The 16777-nt window shown below is 39.6% G+C and carries 19 protein-coding genes; 13 read left to right on the top strand and 6 right to left on the bottom strand.

What is annotated here, in order from left to right:
- Positions 1–21 precede the first annotated feature (21 nt).
- Positions 22–2061 (top strand): sensor histidine kinase, encoded by a 2040-nt coding sequence (locus BUC20_RS12670; RefSeq protein ID WP_084528792.1) that lies wholly within the window; start codon positions 22–24, stop codon positions 2059–2061.
- Between the two features lie 18 nt (positions 2062–2079).
- Here BUC20_RS12670 and BUC20_RS12675 read toward each other — a convergent pair whose 3' ends face one another.
- Together BUC20_RS12675 and BUC20_RS12680 are read right to left on the bottom strand one after the other, a co-directional pair.
- The gene (locus BUC20_RS12675; RefSeq protein WP_073231331.1) at positions 2080–2310 is read right to left on the bottom strand and encodes a hypothetical protein; all 231 of its coding nucleotides are present in this window, start codon (positions 2308–2310) and stop codon (positions 2080–2082) included.
- Positions 2311–2714: 404 nt separating this feature from the next.
- A complete protein-coding gene (locus tag BUC20_RS12680; RefSeq protein WP_073231333.1) occupies positions 2715–2984 on the bottom strand; it encodes a hypothetical protein in 270 nt (89 codons plus the stop codon).
- Between the two features lie 141 nt (positions 2985–3125).
- On the opposite strand from BUC20_RS12680, the gene BUC20_RS12685 reads away from it, so the two are divergent.
- The 3 genes from BUC20_RS12685 (at position 3126) to BUC20_RS12695 (ending at position 7273) form a co-directional block, all read left to right on the top strand.
- Positions 3126–3788 carry an NAD-dependent epimerase/dehydratase family protein gene (locus BUC20_RS12685; RefSeq protein ID WP_073231334.1) on the top strand — a complete coding sequence of 221 codons (663 nt, stop codon included), beginning with the start codon at positions 3126–3128 and terminating at the stop codon, positions 3786–3788.
- Positions 3789–3813: 25 nt separating this feature from the next.
- Positions 3814–4506 carry a DUF2461 domain-containing protein gene (locus tag BUC20_RS12690; protein ID WP_073231336.1) on the top strand — a complete coding sequence of 231 codons (693 nt, stop codon included), beginning with the start codon at positions 3814–3816 and terminating at the stop codon, positions 4504–4506.
- Positions 4507–4882: 376 nt separating this feature from the next.
- Entirely contained in the window at positions 4883–7273 is a 2391-nt protein-coding gene (locus BUC20_RS12695; protein WP_073231338.1) for an ABC transporter permease, read from the top strand.
- On the opposite strand, the gene BUC20_RS12700 is transcribed toward BUC20_RS12695, so the two are convergent.
- Complete coding sequence (locus BUC20_RS12700; RefSeq protein WP_084528794.1) at positions 7260–7688, bottom strand: NUDIX hydrolase; 429 nt, start codon at positions 7686–7688, stop codon at positions 7260–7262. The genes BUC20_RS12695 and BUC20_RS12700 overlap by 14 nt on opposite strands.
- Before the next feature lie 196 nt (positions 7689–7884).
- On the opposite strand from BUC20_RS12700, the gene BUC20_RS12705 reads away from it, so the two are divergent.
- Both BUC20_RS12705 and BUC20_RS12715 read left to right on the top strand, forming a co-directional pair.
- Positions 7885–9180: an esterase-like activity of phytase family protein gene (locus BUC20_RS12705; RefSeq protein WP_073231340.1), complete on the top strand. Its 1296-nt coding sequence runs from the start codon at positions 7885–7887 to the stop codon at positions 9178–9180.
- Positions 9181–9490: 310 nt separating this feature from the next.
- A complete protein-coding gene (locus BUC20_RS12715; protein WP_084528796.1) occupies positions 9491–10006 on the top strand; it encodes an SPFH domain-containing protein in 516 nt (171 codons plus the stop codon).
- Positions 10007–10014: 8 nt separating this feature from the next.
- Here BUC20_RS12715 and BUC20_RS12720 read toward each other — a convergent pair whose 3' ends face one another.
- A complete protein-coding gene (locus tag BUC20_RS12720; protein ID WP_073231346.1) occupies positions 10015–10320 on the bottom strand; it encodes a hypothetical protein in 306 nt (101 codons plus the stop codon).
- Positions 10321–10433: 113 nt separating this feature from the next.
- On the opposite strand from BUC20_RS12720, the gene BUC20_RS12725 reads away from it, so the two are divergent.
- The 7 genes from BUC20_RS12725 to BUC20_RS12755 all read left to right on the top strand — a co-directional run bounded on the left by BUC20_RS12725 (position 10434) and on the right by BUC20_RS12755 (position 15685).
- A complete protein-coding gene (locus BUC20_RS12725) occupies positions 10434–11150 on the top strand; it encodes a hypothetical protein (RefSeq protein ID WP_073231348.1) in 717 nt (238 codons plus the stop codon).
- Positions 11151–11218: 68 nt separating this feature from the next.
- Complete coding sequence (locus BUC20_RS12730) at positions 11219–12043, top strand: penicillin-binding transpeptidase domain-containing protein (RefSeq protein ID WP_073231350.1); 825 nt, start codon at positions 11219–11221, stop codon at positions 12041–12043.
- A gap of 46 nt (positions 12044–12089) precedes the next feature.
- On the top strand, positions 12090–12656 hold the full coding sequence (locus tag BUC20_RS12735) for a Crp/Fnr family transcriptional regulator (RefSeq protein WP_073231351.1): 567 nt from the start codon (positions 12090–12092) through the stop codon (positions 12654–12656).
- Positions 12657–12768: 112 nt separating this feature from the next.
- Entirely contained in the window at positions 12769–13542 is a 774-nt protein-coding gene (locus tag BUC20_RS12740; RefSeq protein WP_200800935.1) for a type 1 glutamine amidotransferase domain-containing protein, read from the top strand.
- Between the two features lie 89 nt (positions 13543–13631).
- Complete coding sequence (locus BUC20_RS12745; protein WP_073231812.1) at positions 13632–14498, top strand: AadS family aminoglycoside 6-adenylyltransferase; 867 nt, start codon at positions 13632–13634, stop codon at positions 14496–14498.
- A 5-nt stretch (positions 14499–14503) separates the two neighbouring features.
- Positions 14504–15241 carry a helix-turn-helix transcriptional regulator gene (locus BUC20_RS12750; protein WP_073231353.1) on the top strand — a complete coding sequence of 246 codons (738 nt, stop codon included), beginning with the start codon at positions 14504–14506 and terminating at the stop codon, positions 15239–15241.
- Between the two features lie 90 nt (positions 15242–15331).
- Complete coding sequence (locus tag BUC20_RS12755; RefSeq protein WP_073231355.1) at positions 15332–15685, top strand: hypothetical protein; 354 nt, start codon at positions 15332–15334, stop codon at positions 15683–15685.
- 14 nt (positions 15686–15699) lie between these two features.
- Here BUC20_RS12755 and BUC20_RS12760 read toward each other — a convergent pair whose 3' ends face one another.
- Together BUC20_RS12760 and BUC20_RS12765 are read right to left on the bottom strand one after the other, a co-directional pair.
- Positions 15700–15972: a hypothetical protein gene (locus tag BUC20_RS12760; RefSeq protein WP_143166776.1), complete on the bottom strand. Its 273-nt coding sequence runs from the start codon at positions 15970–15972 to the stop codon at positions 15700–15702.
- A gap of 112 nt (positions 15973–16084) precedes the next feature.
- The gene (locus tag BUC20_RS12765) at positions 16085–16774 is read right to left on the bottom strand and encodes an OmpW/AlkL family protein (RefSeq protein ID WP_073231359.1); all 690 of its coding nucleotides are present in this window, start codon (positions 16772–16774) and stop codon (positions 16085–16087) included.
- Positions 16775–16777: the final 3 nt, after the last annotated feature.

Raw genomic sequence — 16777 nt, forward strand, 5'->3', positions numbered from 1 at the left:
AACAAAAGATAAAACCTACTGATGTCTTTCCGAATAACCTCATTGTTCCTGTATTTAATTTGTATTCTGTTGGCGCTCTCCTGCAAACAAGCTTCGAAAGAGCCCGCCAATCATCAGGTGCATTTTGATTCGGTGATCAATAAAGCCACTACTTATGCGTGTTATGGGCAGGAAAAACGTGCTGTTGCTCATCTGGATTCAGCATATAGGGCTTTTCCGAATCCGGGAGTTAAAGATGTTTACCGGAAATATGAACACCAATTTAATTTTTACCTCAATCATGAGACCAATATTCCTAAAGCAAGGTTATATGCCGATAGTACATTTCGGTTGTTAAAGGGGAAAGAAATCATTTATAAGAATGAGTATGCGAATGCTTTGTTTTTTGATGGGGAGGTTTTAATGGCAGAGAAGAGGTACACTGAGGCTTTTAAAGCTTTTTATGACGGAAGAACCTTTGCAGATGAAAATCTGGAAGATTGTCTGCTTTCCACTTTTAGTCATAAATTAGGGATGATCCGGTACATACAGGAGGAATATCAAAAGGCCATTCCTTTTTTTAAAGCAGCGCTTGTTGAAAATCAGGATTGTAAGCGCAATGCTGGTTTTGATTACCTTTTTGTCTTTCCACAGAATTACCTGAATGCAATTGCTTTATGTTTTGAGCAATCTGAACAGCCTGATAGTGCCATCATCTATTATCATAAAGCCCTGAGTTTTATTTCCGCCAATAAATCACGTTTTCCTAAAAGAAAAGCGTTTGTTGATGCCGCGAATGGAGTGATATATGGAAATTTGGGAGGGGTTTACGCAAAAAAAGGAGAGGATAAGCAGGCAGAGAAATATTTGAAACTCAGTATTGCGATCAATGATGGGGAAGGTTCTGAAGTTCTGGATGCGCAAACGGCTAAATCAAAACTGGCAAAGCTGTATATCAGGCGCTCCGATTTTATTGCTGCTGAAAAGCTATTGAATGAATTGCAGGATTATTTATCTGGTAAATACGGATTGGGACAAAGGAATAATTCCATCAGGTTAAAATGGGCGGAGCTGAAATATGAATATTATCAACAGAAAGGCGAGCCTCTTTTGGCTTATCCATTTTTACAGAAAAGTTACGCCTCCCGTGACTCCCTTATGAAAGCTGAGCGGGAGCTGAAAAATCTGGATATTGATAAGGTATTTAAAGACGCGGAGCAAAAGTATCGTTTGGCTTTGCTAAACAAAGACAATCAATTGAAAACGGTTTATTTGTCTGCTGCTATGATTTGTATGGTCATGGTGATGATTATTCTTTTTTTTATATGGTATAACCTGAGGCATTCCAAAAAAATAAATAAGCAGATTTCTGAACAGAACATCAATATGCAAAAGACACTGAGTTCTCTGGAGCAAAGTCAGGAAGAAAATGTGAGGATGATGATGATCGTTGCCCATGATCTCCGGAACCCGGTTGGAAACATTACGGCGATGGCAGATTTAATGCTGGTAGAGCAAAACCGTCCGGAGGATGACCTGACTATGCTGGAGATGATTAAAAAATCAGGTGAGAATTCTCTTCTTCTGGTGAATGATCTGCTGAAGGTGAACAGTAAGATTGAGAACCTTCAGAAAGAACCCGTTGATTTATATGTGTTACTGGATTATTGTGTGAATCTGCTACGCCATAAGGCAGAAGCGAAAAAACAACAGTTGATTTTGAATGCGGTTCATGTAACCATATCCTTGAATACAGAGAAAATGTGGCGGGTGATGAGTAACCTGATTGGTAATGCAGTTAAGTTTAGTCCGGAATCGAGTACGATCACCGTTAGTATAAAGGAGAGAAAAGAAACGGTTTTAATTGCTGTGAAAGACCATGGAATCGGTATCCCGGCAGCGATTAAAACCAAAATCTTTGATATGTCAGGAGAAGGACAAAGATCAGGGACTGCCGGTGAGCAGCCTTATGGGCTTGGATTAGCGATCTCCAGACAAATTATCGAAACACATGGAGGACGGATCTGGGTAGAAAGTGAACCTGATCAAGGTTCGGTCTTCTATATCGAACTTCCCCTTTAAAAAAATAACCTGTATGTATTATACATACAGGTTACGCTGTGCAATTTTTTGTCCGATTTCAATTAACTGTTGATGGGTCATGTATACATCGGACTTCCATAAACCACTTTTGTTGCCGTTTTCTGGCCATACAGTTCCTACTTCTTTCTCCCCATTAAGTAGCTTGTACCTGCTTTCTTTTTCAATAGGAAGGACTTGTAGTGTTTCTTTTTTGTTGCTTACTGTTACTTCAATGTCAAATGAGTTCATTAGTTTATATTTTAGGTATTTATACTTTGTATAACGTTTGATTGTTTAATTTGTTTGCTAATTTATAAAATAAATATTTTTATTTACAGGTGTTTGTATTCTTAATTTTTAGCAACAGGCTTATATTTTACTTCAGTGAAATTTAACCGGTGTTTTTTCGGGTTTAAAGCTTGTCCTGACTGGCCAGATTGGTATACGCTCCGGGAACGCGCCGTACACGCTCCGGTGTTGGAAGGGGGTTGGAAGGTAGTTACGAGGTAGTTGAAAGGCAAAACAACTATGGAACTACCTCCCAATAACCATTCAGATACCTTCCAATTACCTTCCAACCCCGGAGAATTCACAGGAAGTTCCCAGAATTCCTGAGATAAGTTTACATAGGGATATCAGGACAGAGCATATACCTAGTTTTCTTTTTTATTGTCTTTTCCTGTTTTGTGCGTACTGTAAAAGTCGCCCTTGATCCATTGGACTCTGCCAACGTCTCTCATATTAGGAGCGACGATATAGGCACCTGTTTGTGAATCAAGGATCACTATTCCGGTTTCGTTCATGACGGTTTTAAATTTTCCCTCATTTTCATCACCGTTATTTTTGAAACTGATGATAGAGAGGAGCAAAGCTGCACCGAGAAATCCAATGATAATAGATTTTAGATCTAATGTAATTTTCATGGTTTGTAAATTAGGTTTATAAGTGTGTTTTAATCAATCTATAAAAATAAACGCTCAAAATCAGAGTTCGCATTGTAATATTACTGATAAGGCCACCATTTTACTTTTTCAATGTTTCGCTTCCTATTTGTATATTGAATCATGGAAATAAAAGTAATCCTGACAGGAGCTACCGGTATGGTAGGTGAAGGGGTACTGCTGGACTGCCTGGAACACCCACAGGTAAAGGAAGTATTGATGGTAAACCGTAAATCCAACTCCCTGAAGCATCCTAAGCTTAAGGAATGTATTGTGCCCTCTTTTCTGGATCTGAATGAATTTTCAACTCAGTTAAGCGGATACGATGCTTGTTTTTATTGTGCAGGGATAAGTTCTGTGGGTATGAATGAGTCAGATTATAGTAATATTACTTATCATACCACAGTTCATTTTGCAGAAGAATTGTTGACGCTTAATCCTCAGATGGTCTTTAGTCATGTGTCGGGAAGTCACAGCGATAGTTCTGAAAATGGAAGTGTCATGTGGGCGCGCGTAAAAGGGAAGACTGAAAATGCATTGATGAGGTTGCCTTTTAAAAAAGTATATAATTTTCGCCCCGGTTTTATGAAACCATCAGCCGGGCAACAAAATGTTAAAAGTTTTTACAAGGCGTTCAGCTTACTGTATCCTTTACTAAAGTTATTGATACCGAACCGGGTAAGTACCATGCATGATGTCGGATTGGCGATGATCAATAGTGTGTTGAAAGGTTATCCAAAACAAATACTCGAAATAAAAGACATTAAATTGCTTGCTAAAGCATAAACCTAAAATACATTCTATCCGCCCTATGGCAAATTATTCTTCTAAACCGTTACGCGTACACCAGTCTGGCTTCGACTTTCTAGATCAATTGAAAAATAACAACAACAGGGATTGGTTCAATGAGCATAAGTTGGTATATCAGCAGGAAAAAATCCTTATGGAAGACTTTACTGAGGCTTTACTGGCACAACTCAATACCCATGATCTGATAGAAACCCCTTCAGGGAAAAGAGCCTTATACCGCATCTACAGGGATGTCCGTTTCTCTCATGACAAAACACCTTACCAGACCTATTGGGGAGGCGGTTTTACCCGGGCAACCAAATTCCGCAGAGGTGGATATTATTTCCACATCGAACAAGGAAGAAGTTTTGTTGCCGGTGGTTTCTGGGGTCCTTCAGCTGCAGATCTTAAACTCATCAGGGATGACATTTCTTTTGATGATGCTCCTTTGAGAAAAATCATAAATAGTCCTTCCTTTATTTCAAATTTTGGAACATTGAAAGGTGAGCAGCTAAAAACCAAACCTAAAGGGTTTGATCTGGAACATGAAGCAATTGATTTGTTGCGCTACAAACAGTTCCTGCTCATCAGACCATTTTCAGATCAGGAGGTATTGGCCGAAGGTTTTTTAAATGCAGTAGGGCAGACTTTCCTGGAAATGCGCCCGTTTTTTGATTATATGAGTGAAGTATTAAGTACAGATGGGAACGGCTAGTTCCTGTAATAACGGGATAAAAGACATCCATCTTTTATCCCGTTTGGATATAAACAATCAGGAGGGGGCTCCTGGTTATTTTTGTCTTAGGGCAACAGCGACCAAGCCTTTGCCTTCCGACCCATTATCAACCTCAAAGTAAACCAACTTTGAATCTCAAAAATACAACTCAGTTGCGTTAATAGGTGTTAAAGAAAAGTTAAAAAATGTTAAATGGATATAGGAGGAGTGGTATAAGCGCTGTACGCTATCGTTCAATAGTTGTTCAAAAATGAACATCCTTGGAGTTTCATCAATACATGTTGCTGTTAATTAGGCTGTTGTATGTTGTTTTGTTTCTGGCATGGCAATGGTTGTTTGTCTCAAAACCAATATTATGTTTCTACTGAATCTTAAAATTGCCTGGCGCAATCTCTGGAAGAATAAAGGATATACACTGATCAATATTTCTGGTTTATCCATTGGGATTGCGGCCTGCCTGCTCATTTTTATATTTATCAATTATCAGCTTAGTTTTGATAAAGGGTATAAAAATGCAGATCGGATTTATCGGTTTGTGACCAATTGGAGCTATACAAATTATGACGATCATTCAAAAGGAATTCCACTTCCCCTGATTCCAGCGGCAAGAAATGAATTGGCTGGCCTGGAAAAGGTTGCAGGGATCATAAAAAAATGGGGAATTATTTATGTAAAAGATGACAAGGGGCTGGATTTTATAAAAGCCAATGAGCCAGTATATTATACAGAACCTGATTTTTTCGAGATTTTTGATATTCCATGGCTATCGGGAAAACCTCAACAGGCTTTATCAGCACCTAATACCGCTGCTTTATCAGAAAGTACGGCCATCCGTTTTTTTGGCAGTACAGAAAAGGCGATTGGAAAGAGCTTTATGCTGGGCAGTCAAAAGAGTTTAAAAGTGACCGCCGTATTTAAAGACATGCCGGCAAACAGCAGCTTTCCCTTAAAGATTGTGATCAGTTATGCCACTTTTAATAGTAAGAAATTTGTGAACTGGGATGGTGTAAATTCAAATATGGAGTGTTATGCCCTCTTGAAAAAGGGGATGAACATCGCAGATTTAACAGAGCCTTTAGCAAAATTTAATCAAAAATATTATCCGGAAAGCCGGACCTTAGGCAGGCAATCTAATGCATTGCAGCCTTTAGCCGATATCCATTTTGATGGGAAATATGGAAGTTTTGCTGATGCAGGAATTAGCAAAACAGAAATTTATGGGTTGGGAATTATTGGCTTGTTTTTAATTCTTACCGCCTGTATCAACTTTATTAATCTGGCTACCGCACAGTCGGTTAACCGTTCTAAAGAAGTAGGGGTACGTAAAGTGATAGGAGGTAAACGTAAAGAGCTTGTGGTTCAATTTCTAACCGAAACCTTTGTCATCACCGCTGTTGCAATGCTCATTGCCTGCATATTGACCGAGATTGCGGTTCCCGGGATGCGCAGTCTTTTTAAAGACCCCACTCCTTTGAGTTTATTCGGAGAACCTGTCATCTTTTTATTTATGGGGGGAATGATCTTGCTGGTGAGTTTCCTCGCTGGTTTTTATCCTGCCATGATCATGTCTGGCTTTAGCCCGGTTTTAGCGATTAAAAATAAGGTGACTGTAAATGCCAGTGGACTAAGCTTGCGGAAAATTCTGGTCGTGTTGCAATTTACCATTACTATCGTACTGATTGTTGGCACATTGGTTATTATGTCCCAAATGAAATATTTACGTGAAAAACCATTGGGATTCAATAAAGATGCAATCGCAATGGTTGAAATGCCAACCGATAGCTTAAGCCAGGCGAAATACAATACCTTTAGAGAAAGGTTGATGCAAATTCCAGGAATAGAGATGATTAGTTTTTGTCAGACGCCTCCTTCTTCAGATAACATCACCAGCACTGATTTTAGCTATAATGGTCAAAAGAACGTTGATTTTGAGCTTAGAAATGCTAAAGCAGATGAAAACTATTTCAAGTTGTTTGATTTAAAGCTAATAGCGGGTAAGGCTTTTATAAAGAGTGATACCACCAATGGATGTGTGGTAAATGAAACTTTTCTAAAAAAGATGAACATCTCAAATCCGCAGGAGGTGATTGGTAAAATGCTGAAAGCAAATGGATTTCTGATGCCGGTTACTGGTGTAGTTAAAGATTACAACGACCTTTCTCTTAAAGAAAGCATTTCGCCCCTGGTCATTTATCCTCAAAAAGGAGAGTACTATCAACTTGCTGTTAAACTGGACAGCAAACAACTAAAATCAGCGATGACGAAAATAGCCGGTTTGTGGAATAGTACCTATCCCAATTATATTTACAATGCCAATTTTCTAAACGATAATATCAATAGTTACTATCAGACCGAGCAATTGACAGGGACACTTTTTAAAATTGCTTCAGGGGTAATCATTTTCATTTCCTTCATAGGTTTGTTCGGGTTAATCTCATTTATCGCTGCACAACGTACACGGGAAGTAGCCATCAGAAAGGTTCTGGGTGCTTCGACACTGGAATTGGTCAAAATGCTGAATGGTTCCTTTCTGATTATGGTTTTTCTCGCCAATTTACTGGCATGGCCTATTGCTTACTTGCTGGTTTCGCATTGGTTGTCTGCCTATGCGTACCGGGTAGATCTTAGCGTCTGGCCATTTGTATTTGCATTTCTGATTTCTATGACCATTACCTTAATTACAGTTAGTGTGAAGTCCTACAGAACTGCTATAGCAAACACGATAGATGCCCTTAAATATGAGTAGCTATCAGACCATCTCTTTCCAGGCTTTGGAAAAGCATAAGGACACCGGGAACCTGCGCGGGTTCCTGCAAATAGGTTTGTAAATCAAAATAGGCTACTTCGTCAATTTCATTGCTGGGTACAATTTCTTCTGTGAGGTCATAAAAGAAACAATCCTGCTCCATTTGAATGTGGGTGTGCTCACCATAGGCAGGGGCAGTGATGTGGTGATATAAAACCAGCTTTTCCCGATTAAGCTCGAGGTTGAGTTCTTCTTTTACCTCTCTGATTATGGCTTCTACTGATGTTTCTCCGGCATCGATTTTACCTCCCGGAAGGTACCAGGCTTTTTTATTTCCGCTAAAAGCAAGTAGCAATTTTTGATCCTTCAGAACCACTAATCCTGCCGTATGTAATTTTACAATTTCAGTATTCATTATCATCTTTTCAGTTTTCTATCCATTGACTATTTTATCAGCCAGGTTCAGGAGCTGAACCGGCTTCTGCCGTAAATATATCATCTCTGGGGATTATTTTACGATTATTCTTTTATGCTGAGGTATACAACTTATCCCGGGCTTAACAATTTGTTCACAGTCTGATGCTCTTTTTGTAAACAGATAAAAATTTACTATGAAAAGAACACTACTACTTTCTTCTTTCGCCCTTGCGGTACTCTTTGCTTCCTGCAAAAAACACAACGACCCTACGGAGCCTCAGGTCAGTTATCCGGATATGGCAGAGGCTTCTGATCCTAAATTGCTGATTGAAGCATCCAATGGAGTGAAAGTATACAATGGTGGATTCGGATCTGCGGTGGCAATCGACCCAAACTCGCCGGATGTATTTTACCTGTTAACAGACCGTGGGCCAAATGCCGAAGGACCTAGTTCAGATATCAAGATTTTTGGCAAGGCTGATTTCGTTCCTCAGATTGGAAAATTCCGTTTGAAAGATGGAAAACTGGTTCTGGAGCAAACCATCGAACTTAAAAATGCCGCCGGCCAGCCATTAAATGGTTTACCTAACCCGAAAGGAGCAGGATCTACAGGAGAAACAGCACTTGACCTGACCGGGACGATACTTAGTCCAAGTATCGATGGAGTAGATTCTGAAGGATTGGTCAGGGCATCAGATGGCAGTTTTTGGATCAGCGATGAGTATGGGCCACACCTCTTACACGTGGATGCTAATGGACGCACTATAGAAAGGATCAATCCTTTTGGTAACGGGACTGGTGGAAGAAGTATTCCGGCAGTCTTTCTAAAGCGCAAAGCAAACCGTGGGATGGAAGGGCTGACCATTACTCCGGATGGAAAAACACTGGTAGGCATCATGCAGTCGCCAATGTCTAATTCTATTAACGGAACGACAACCAATTCTGTTGTCTTAAGGATCCTTACTTTCGATATTGCTACAGCGACTACCAAACAATATGTTTATTTAATGGACAACCCATCATTGACAGGTGTAAGTGAAATTTTAGCTGTTAATGCAACAACCTTTTTGACACTGGAAAGGGACGGTGGATATGCCGGAGCGCTAACCGGAGCTGCGGCCTTCAAAAGGGTATTTAAGATAGATCTGTCTAAGGCTACTGATATTTCTGATTCTGCTAACGGGCCTAATGGTAAACTATTTGATAATAAGACGGTTGAAGAGCTTAAGGATCAGGCAGGTCTTACTACAGCAGGGATTGTTCCGGTAAGCAAATCTCAGGTGCTGGATCTTTTAACAGAGTTGCCATCCATTTACCCTCATGATAAAGCAGAAGGTTTGGCCCTGATTAATGGGAATACGCTGGTAATTTCTAATGATGATGACTTCGGGGTGATTCCAGGACCCGGCGGAACTTTCAGTCAGAAAATTTTACCGTTTACTAAATCTGTAGATCGGAACAGGTTGTATTTTGTGAAGATTAAGTTGTAAATAGGAAAAACTACAATAATTTATATAAAAACCCAGCCTGGATGATCTCAGGTTGGGTTTTTATATTTCTTTTATAGATCAAAAAGAATAAAACTTTAGAATTTTGCCTACTGCTTTCAGGGGTTTCGGCATGTCCCTTAAAACAGTTTAAATTTAAGGAGTTATTGTACAGGTAAATAGGGCAATTCGTCCCAAAAAGGTGTTGCTGTAATTGCTGAACCATTAGTTTTTACCTGAAATTTCGGGATTTCAAGCGAACAGTTTGATTAATGCTTAAATTGGGCAGAACCTTTATAAAAGAAATCGTTCCATGAGTTATCTTTTCATTATGCTGATTGTTGGTGTAGCTATTGTGGCTGCGGGTATCGTTCGTGTACCTCCAAATTCCATTCTGATCATTGAAAGATTTGGGAAATTTCAAAAAGCGGTAGTTCATGGAACCCATTTTCGTATTCCCTTAATTGAGCAGGTTAGCGGTTTCGTCTCTACCTTACCCGGAATTGATACACTTAAAGTTAGCGCAGCTACAGAAACTGCTGAAGTGATTCATCTGACCCTTTCATTGGATTGGGAGATACTCAATACTGCAGCTGAAACTGTTGCCAGAGTGTTCTATTTATATAGGGATGGTGCTAAAAGAAAAGCAATGCTATCTGAATTTGTCAAAAGAAAAGTGGCAGATTTCTTTTTTAACCGGAGTAAGCTGATTGTGGGTAGTGATTACGATGCCCTGAGTATTGATTTAAAATTACAGATGGAAAGATACATGAAGGATATGGGCTATAAATTGATGAGGCTTCAGATAAAGGACTTGTATCAGGATTAACGTTCATGTTAATCCCCTAGAAGTTCTATGTCCCAGTTGTTGTTTGAAGTGTAGCTTAACAATCCTCTGAATTCCAGGATAACTGTTGTTTTTAATTTGTCCCTGTTAAGGTCTGTTTTTGCAACGTAATCATCAATTATTCTGATCAGTACTTTTTGATGGTCGAGGGATAAGCGCTGATCTGCATAGGGATCGATGGCGAGTCCTGTCCAGTGCTGAAAGGTCTCTAAGAGCTCTTCCAGCATGGTGTATTTACTGGAGTCGAGTCCAAATAAGTAATCGCTATTGTCGAGCCGATGGAAATCCAGTGCCATAATTTGTGCTGTTTACCTGACATTTATTGAATGCCCAAAATAGCGAAAAAAAGAAAATTTCCGGATAGATTGATAATAATTACCTTAGCGAAAATCTCTTAATGGTCTGAAAAATGAAGGAAATATATAAGCATAAACTGGAAATTTTAAGGAATCGGATTCCTATAGGGATTAGTCAGGGTTTAAGCCTTCTTGAGAAAACCGGTGGAAATATAGAAGAGGCTGAAAATTGCTTTAGAGAGGAACGTCTGGACCTGATCGTTAAAAAGACAGGTGTTTCTGCGGAGATGGCTTCAACGCATTTATTAAGGAACAATTTTGATGTTGCCGCTACCTTAACAGGAATTGAAGCAGCATGTTTTACCCTTACCGAAATCATGATCAGAAGGGGTGGGGACCGCAAAGAAGAAGCTTTGGAAAAAATTGCCGCTGCAGTCGAAAAAAAAGAGAACTTAACCAGGGAATACTGGCTGCATCCTGATCAGTTAGGTCAATTGGAACCAGAAGTGTTTTGTGTGGTGATGATGATGGAATGGCTCAGCTATGATGGTTGGGAAGACTTTGAATCTGCGCTCTATTTTCATTTGGATGTGGTAACCGATCTGATTCAGAATCAATTGTTATTGCCTGAAGTGGCAACGACTTTAATTAAGGCAAGAACGATTGCTATTGAGCAGGCTCCTCAGCAAAAAGCTATATTAGAAAAAGAAGAGGTGCTTAGCTGGACCCCGGAATTTACAGCGCAACATCATCTTTTTAACGAAAAAAGGTCATTGCTTCTGGACACCCTATATGCTTTTGTAAAAAATAATATCGATAAATTTCCATAACAGGTTTATGATGGTTTCATTTTAAATCGTGTTGATTTTATAGAAAATTCTAAACTAATCAAATTCTTATGCCCTTATTCAAAAACAGGTTTAAAAAGAGATTTCTTTTATTGGTTATGGTTATGAATTTCGTCGTAGCGGGATATGCTCAGGAAGCATTGAAAAAAGTTTTTCGTACTTACGGAGTCGAAGGCAGCATCACGATTTACGATTATAAAAGCAAAAAATGGTTGTATAGCGATGCTGTCGATGCCAAAATACCCATGCAGTCCGCTTCTACATTTAAAATCATCAACTTGCTGATTGCACTGGAGACCGGAACAATTAAGGATGAAAATGAAATTATCCCATGGCCGGGAAAAACGGATACCGCCTTGTATGGATACCGTCCGGAGATTTATAGAGATATATCAGTAAAGGAGGCCTTTGAAGTATCTGCGGGTTGGGCATTTATTGAAATTGCTAAAAAGATCAGACGTCCTGTATATCTGAGCTATTTAAAACAGTCGGGATATGGGAATTTGGATCTTTCAGAAAAGGGAGATGATTTTTGGAATTTTGGCCCTATGAAAATTAGTCCTGAAAATCAGATCAGTTTTCTCCTGAAGTTGTACGAAGGTAAGACCCCATTCTCAAAAAGAAATACGGAGCTGCTGAAAAAAGTAATGATCACTGAAAGTAATGCGGAGTATGTACTGAGGTCTAAAACAGGCTGGACGCGGACCGAAGGTCAGGATATTGGATGGTGGGTGGGTTATATCGTTAATAAAGACCGTCCTTATTTTTTCGCTACCCGGCTAAGAAAGGAGCTTGGAAAACCAAACGCCAATTTCAGTAAATTGAGAAAAGAAATCACCAGGGAAATTCTGAGAGATTTGAAGGCATTTGATTAACTTTTTATTTTGTACTTCTATTTTGAAAAATTAAATAGATTTGAAGATGAGCTTAGCCTTACGCCAACATATAGAAAAAATGATTGCATTAACAGATGCAGAGTTTGATGTTGTACTTTCTAAATTCAGCGTTAAAAAGCTCAAAAAACATCAGTTTCTGGTGCAGGAGGGGTCAACAGTACTTCATGATTATTGGGTAGTCAAAGGGCTGCTTAAAGCTTACCATACTGATGAGGATGGAAAGGTACACATCCTTCAGTTTGCAATGGAAGACTGGTGGATCTCAGATTATCAATCCCTGGTATACCATATCCCGGCGAGCATTAATATAGACTGTATTGAAGACAGTGAGCTGTTGGTCATCTCAGCAGAAGACAGAGAGTTACTTTGCAATGAGATGAAGGGGATGGCCAATTTTTTCCGTAAGAAATCCCATGCCGGGTATGTTGCCTTGCAACAACGCATTTTGTTCCTGCTTAACAAAAATCCACAGGAGCGCTATAACCGGTTTTTGAAATTGAATCCGAAGTTGTTGCAGCGTTTGCCGAAAACTTTGCTTGCGGCCTATATAGGCGTTTCCAGAGAGACATTGAGCCGGCTCAGTCATCCTTAGTGTGATTGTAATCACATAAATTTTGTGATCAGCTTCCTTTTGCCACTTCTATTTTTATTGAAACTTTGTGCCGTCATCTGTTGTAATAAAGGTGGCATTTAAATTCAATACGATGAAGATGATTAAAAAGGGAATGATGGTTCTTGCATGTTGTGCCATTTTCTCCTCTGTAAATACAGCAAATGCGCAAACCCTAAAATCTAATCAGATGAAAAAGAAAATCTTATTTGTGGTAACCAGCCATGACAAAAAAGGAAGTACCGGTGAGGCTACAGGTTATTACCTCGGAGAGGTGAGCCACGCCTGGAAAGTATTAAAAGAAGCCGGTTATGAAATAGATTTTGTAAGTCCTAAAGGGGGTAATCCACCAGTGGATGGATTTGACCTTTCAGATGCCGTAAACAAGGAATTTTGGGAAGATCAGGTTGATCATCAAAAGATCAGCAATAGCCATAAACCTTCGGAAATAAAAGCGGAAGAATATCTGGCGATATATTATGCAGGAGGACACGGTGCGGTTTGGGACCTTCCTGATAACCAGGAAATCGCCGCTATTGCCAGCAAAATTTATGAGAACAATGGGGTGGTCAGCGCCGTTTGTCATGGACCAGCCGGTTTGGTAAACATCAGGCTGAGCAATGGGAAATTCCTGATCGACGGTAAAAAAGTAAGCGGATTTACGAATGAAGAAGAGACTGCTGTTAAATTGGAAAAGGTAGTTCCGTTTTTACTGGAAGATCTATTGAAAGAACGTGGCGGAATTTATGAGAAATCGGGTCCATGGCAGGAACATGTGGTTACGGATCAGCGATTGGTAACCGGACAAAATCCACAATCGGCGAAAGCAGTAGGTGAAGGAGTAAAGAAAGCCCTTGAAAATTTATAACTTGCTTTTCATAGCAGATCAACACCTGAGCCTGGGAAGATCCTTTGGCTCAGGTGTTTTTTTTTGAAATCCTAACCGGTAATAAGCAGATGAACAGCAGAGATCAAAAACTTCAGCAAATCACAGATTGGGCAAGCAGTAATGACAATGTCAGGGCGGTATTGCTAACCAGTTCCCTGGTTAATCCTCTTGCTCCGGTCGACCAATTCAGTGACCTGGATGTGGAATTGGTGTTTGCAGACTTACAAAAAGTTCTTGCTGATGACCTTTGGCTATCTGAATTTGGCCAGGTGATTGCCAAGATCTCGGAAACAGAAACCGCATTTGAGGGTAAGCATGCGATGCGGATGGTATTGTACGATGACTATGAAAAAGTTGATTTTAAACTGTATAGTATTCCCAAATTTCTGGAAGATGTAAACTCGGATGAACTCCCTGAAGATTGGGACATAGGCTATAAAGTGATTCTGGACAAAGATGAACTCACCCTCCGTTTAAAACCAGCAACACACCAGGTAAGTCTGATCGAAAAACCTTCGTCAGCAGAATTTGAACAGAAGTTAAATGACTTTTGGTGGGACATGACCTATGTGATCAAATGCCTGGCAAGAGAGGATATTTTCTATGCAAAATTTATGTCCGAAAACAATATGCGTACGGATTATCTGGTTCCAATAATTGAGTGGTATATCGCAGTTGATCATGAATGGAAGGTGACCACCAATAAACATGGCCGGTTATTTAAGAAATACTTGTCCGCAGAAATGTGGGAAAGGATCGAAGCGACCTTTTCAGGAAGTGACCTGCAAGACAACTGGAAGGCGTTAATCGCTTATGGGGATTTGGTTCATGAGCTGGGAATGGAATTGGCGCATAAATTGCAGTATCCTTATCCGACAGAACTGGAGCAAAATATCAGGAAATACCTGGATTTTGTAAATAGATCAGAAAAATAAAGGAGATGGCAGGCTTTACCTTTTATAAACCTCAGCATGGCTTAAATGAATTTATTGAGGCCTATTGGGAGTTAAGATCAGACAGTGCAAGTGAATTTTCTGATTCTTTGCTGCCGGATGGCTGTGTCGATCTGATTATAAATGCCGGAGAGAGATTTGCAGTGCCATCTGAAAATGTAATTCTGGAACATGGTAAGGTTTATATTGGCGGTGTAATGACACATGCGGTCCATACCCCGATACCTCTGGAATGCCGGTTAATCGGAGTCCGGTTCAAACCGGGATGCCTGTCAAACTTTCAGCAGCATGACTCTTTACATTTGTTTAAAGATGGTTGTACTGAAATGTCAAAGAAATTAATGCCTGATTTAAAGCAGTTGGATCAGGACATTATAAATGGTTTTGATACTTTTTATGCTAAAATACTCAAACCAACCAATCACCGTCTTTCCCTGGTATTGCAATATATTTATGGAAGTCATGGAACTGCAGATGTCAGGTCAATTGCAGCACAGAACTTTACTACCGAAAGGCAGTTGGAAAGAGATTTCAGACAATATGTTGGATTGAGCCCCAAACAGTTTAGCAATATCATCCGATTTCAATATGCCAACCGCATGCTGGAAAACAGGTTGGTTAAACAATCGCTGTTAAGTTTAGCCCTGAATCTAGGCTACTGCGACCATGCCCATTTTAGTAAGGAATTTAAAAAATATGCTGGCTCTGCCCCCTCCATGGGGTAAGATGTCGTGTTTCTACAAACATTCTTTTTTTATAGCCTGTTACTTTTGTATCTGAAGCATTCAATCAATGATACTTAAGCCCGGACACACATGAAAACTGCCTATAAAACAATGATCATCTTGTTACTCCTGTTTTCAATAGGTCACATGATGTATACCTTTCTCGAAAATCCGGGATCTTTGGAACAACAGACCTGGTTTTTTTCTGCTTCCCTGGGAATGTTAGGAAGTGTATTTCTCAATGTATTGAATCTTAGTTCTATGGAAAAGAGTGTGAAAGTGATGGCTATGCTGATGAACCTTATGATGTTCCTGTTTTGTTTGTTTTTATGCTTTGTCGTTACGGAAATACAGGTATTGGTGCTTACCATAGTTTATCTCATCACCTTATTCTTCTCTGTCAGGTTATTCCTGTTAACAAGGGAGATCACATTAACGAAATGAAAGCTGAATGTTTTTTACTGATCTTTCAGATTGAAAAAGAGGATAGGCGCCAAAACGATGACAATCAGTATGAGTTCAATTGTCCATATCCGTCTGATGTCTTTAAATATAAAACGGAGTATCAGATCGATAATGAAAGTGATGAGGGCAAGAAAGCCCAGAATATAGATGTATAAACCCTTTGGGTTCATATTAGGATAGGTACTTTTGAGCGTCAGGTAGAAAAAAATTGCTGTTCCGGCAGCCAGTACCCCAACGATGTTTAATGGTGTTATTTTAAATTTCATTCCTGTTTTTGCTGTAAAATATAAAAAATAAGATGAATTTAAAAAACGGAAGATTACCTTTCCGGAGAAACCGGAAAGGTAATTCGAATGAGTACCTAAAGGATTCTTTTTTCTAAAATTTGCAGCCAATTCCTACACCCAATAACCAGGGTCTGATTTTTACATCTGCTTCAATGTTTTTTAATACAGGTTCCAGTTGAGGGCTTCCGGAAGGAGTAAGGTTTGAGCCATCCACATTAGCTGTTGTGGAAAGGAAAATCTTCTTCAGGTCAACATTAATGAACAGTCTATTGCTAATGTCATAGTCAAACCCTGCTTGTGCAGCGAATGCGAACTTATTTTTATAGTCTATTCCCTTGACTACCGGACCTTCATCTGCACTGTAGAAAATAGTGTAGTTAATACCAGCACCGAGATAAGGATTAAACTTTCCAACAGGGTAATGGTATTGTAAAGTCAGTGTAGGAGGGAGCAACCATACCTTGCCCAGATTTACGTTTGCAGTGCTTGAAGCACCTATCGCAGTTAAGTCTGAATTTACGGTACTCACTTTGTGCCTCGTTGTTCCGAGAATCAGCTCTGCTGCAAAATGTTTGTTAAAGAAATACGTGAAGTCCAGTTCCGGAATAAAGGAGTTTGAAATTTTAGCATCGCCACCAATGACTCCAATTGAAGCGCTTTCCTGAGGGATAACAGCCAGCCCTCTAAGTCTGACTCTCCATTTTTCTCCGGTTTGGGAAGATTGAGGATACACGTAAAACCCGGCCATCATCAGTGCCATAATTACCATTAACTTTTTCATATC

The sequence above is a fragment of the Pedobacter caeni genome (assembly GCF_900129215.1).
Taxonomy (GTDB): Bacteria; Bacteroidota; Bacteroidia; order Sphingobacteriales; family Sphingobacteriaceae; genus Pedobacter; species Pedobacter caeni.

Coding starts and splice junctions, on each gene's coding strand:
- BUC20_RS12740 (WP_200800935.1), top strand. CDS start 12,769: ATGAAGATGATTAAAAAGGGAATGATGGTTCTTGCATGTTGTGCCATT.
- BUC20_RS12695 (WP_073231338.1), top strand. CDS start 4,883: ATGTTTCTACTGAATCTTAAAATTGCCTGGCGCAATCTCTGGAAGAAT.
- BUC20_RS12765 (WP_073231359.1), bottom strand. CDS start 16,774: ATGAAAAAGTTAATGGTAATTATGGCACTGATGATGGCCGGGTTTTAC.
- BUC20_RS12675 (WP_073231331.1), bottom strand. CDS start 2,310: ATGAACTCATTTGACATTGAAGTAACAGTAAGCAACAAAAAAGAAACA.
- BUC20_RS12725 (WP_073231348.1), top strand. CDS start 10,434: ATGAAGGAAATATATAAGCATAAACTGGAAATTTTAAGGAATCGGATT.
- BUC20_RS12670 (WP_084528792.1), top strand. CDS start 22: ATGTCTTTCCGAATAACCTCATTGTTCCTGTATTTAATTTGTATTCTG.
- BUC20_RS12685 (WP_073231334.1), top strand. CDS start 3,126: ATGGAAATAAAAGTAATCCTGACAGGAGCTACCGGTATGGTAGGTGAA.
- BUC20_RS12705 (WP_073231340.1), top strand. CDS start 7,885: ATGAAAAGAACACTACTACTTTCTTCTTTCGCCCTTGCGGTACTCTTT.
- BUC20_RS12730 (WP_073231350.1), top strand. CDS start 11,219: ATGCCCTTATTCAAAAACAGGTTTAAAAAGAGATTTCTTTTATTGGTT.
- BUC20_RS12760 (WP_143166776.1), bottom strand. CDS start 15,972: ATGAAATTTAAAATAACACCATTAAACATCGTTGGGGTACTGGCTGCC.
- BUC20_RS12735 (WP_073231351.1), top strand. CDS start 12,090: ATGAGCTTAGCCTTACGCCAACATATAGAAAAAATGATTGCATTAACA.
- BUC20_RS12700 (WP_084528794.1), bottom strand. CDS start 7,688: ATGAATACTGAAATTGTAAAATTACATACGGCAGGATTAGTGGTTCTG.
- BUC20_RS12690 (WP_073231336.1), top strand. CDS start 3,814: ATGGCAAATTATTCTTCTAAACCGTTACGCGTACACCAGTCTGGCTTC.
- BUC20_RS12755 (WP_073231355.1), top strand. CDS start 15,332: ATGAAAACTGCCTATAAAACAATGATCATCTTGTTACTCCTGTTTTCA.
- BUC20_RS12715 (WP_084528796.1), top strand. CDS start 9,491: ATGAGTTATCTTTTCATTATGCTGATTGTTGGTGTAGCTATTGTGGCT.
- BUC20_RS12745 (WP_073231812.1), top strand. CDS start 13,632: ATGAACAGCAGAGATCAAAAACTTCAGCAAATCACAGATTGGGCAAGC.
- BUC20_RS12680 (WP_073231333.1), bottom strand. CDS start 2,984: ATGAAAATTACATTAGATCTAAAATCTATTATCATTGGATTTCTCGGT.
- BUC20_RS12720 (WP_073231346.1), bottom strand. CDS start 10,320: ATGGCACTGGATTTCCATCGGCTCGACAATAGCGATTACTTATTTGGA.
- BUC20_RS12750 (WP_073231353.1), top strand. CDS start 14,504: ATGGCAGGCTTTACCTTTTATAAACCTCAGCATGGCTTAAATGAATTT.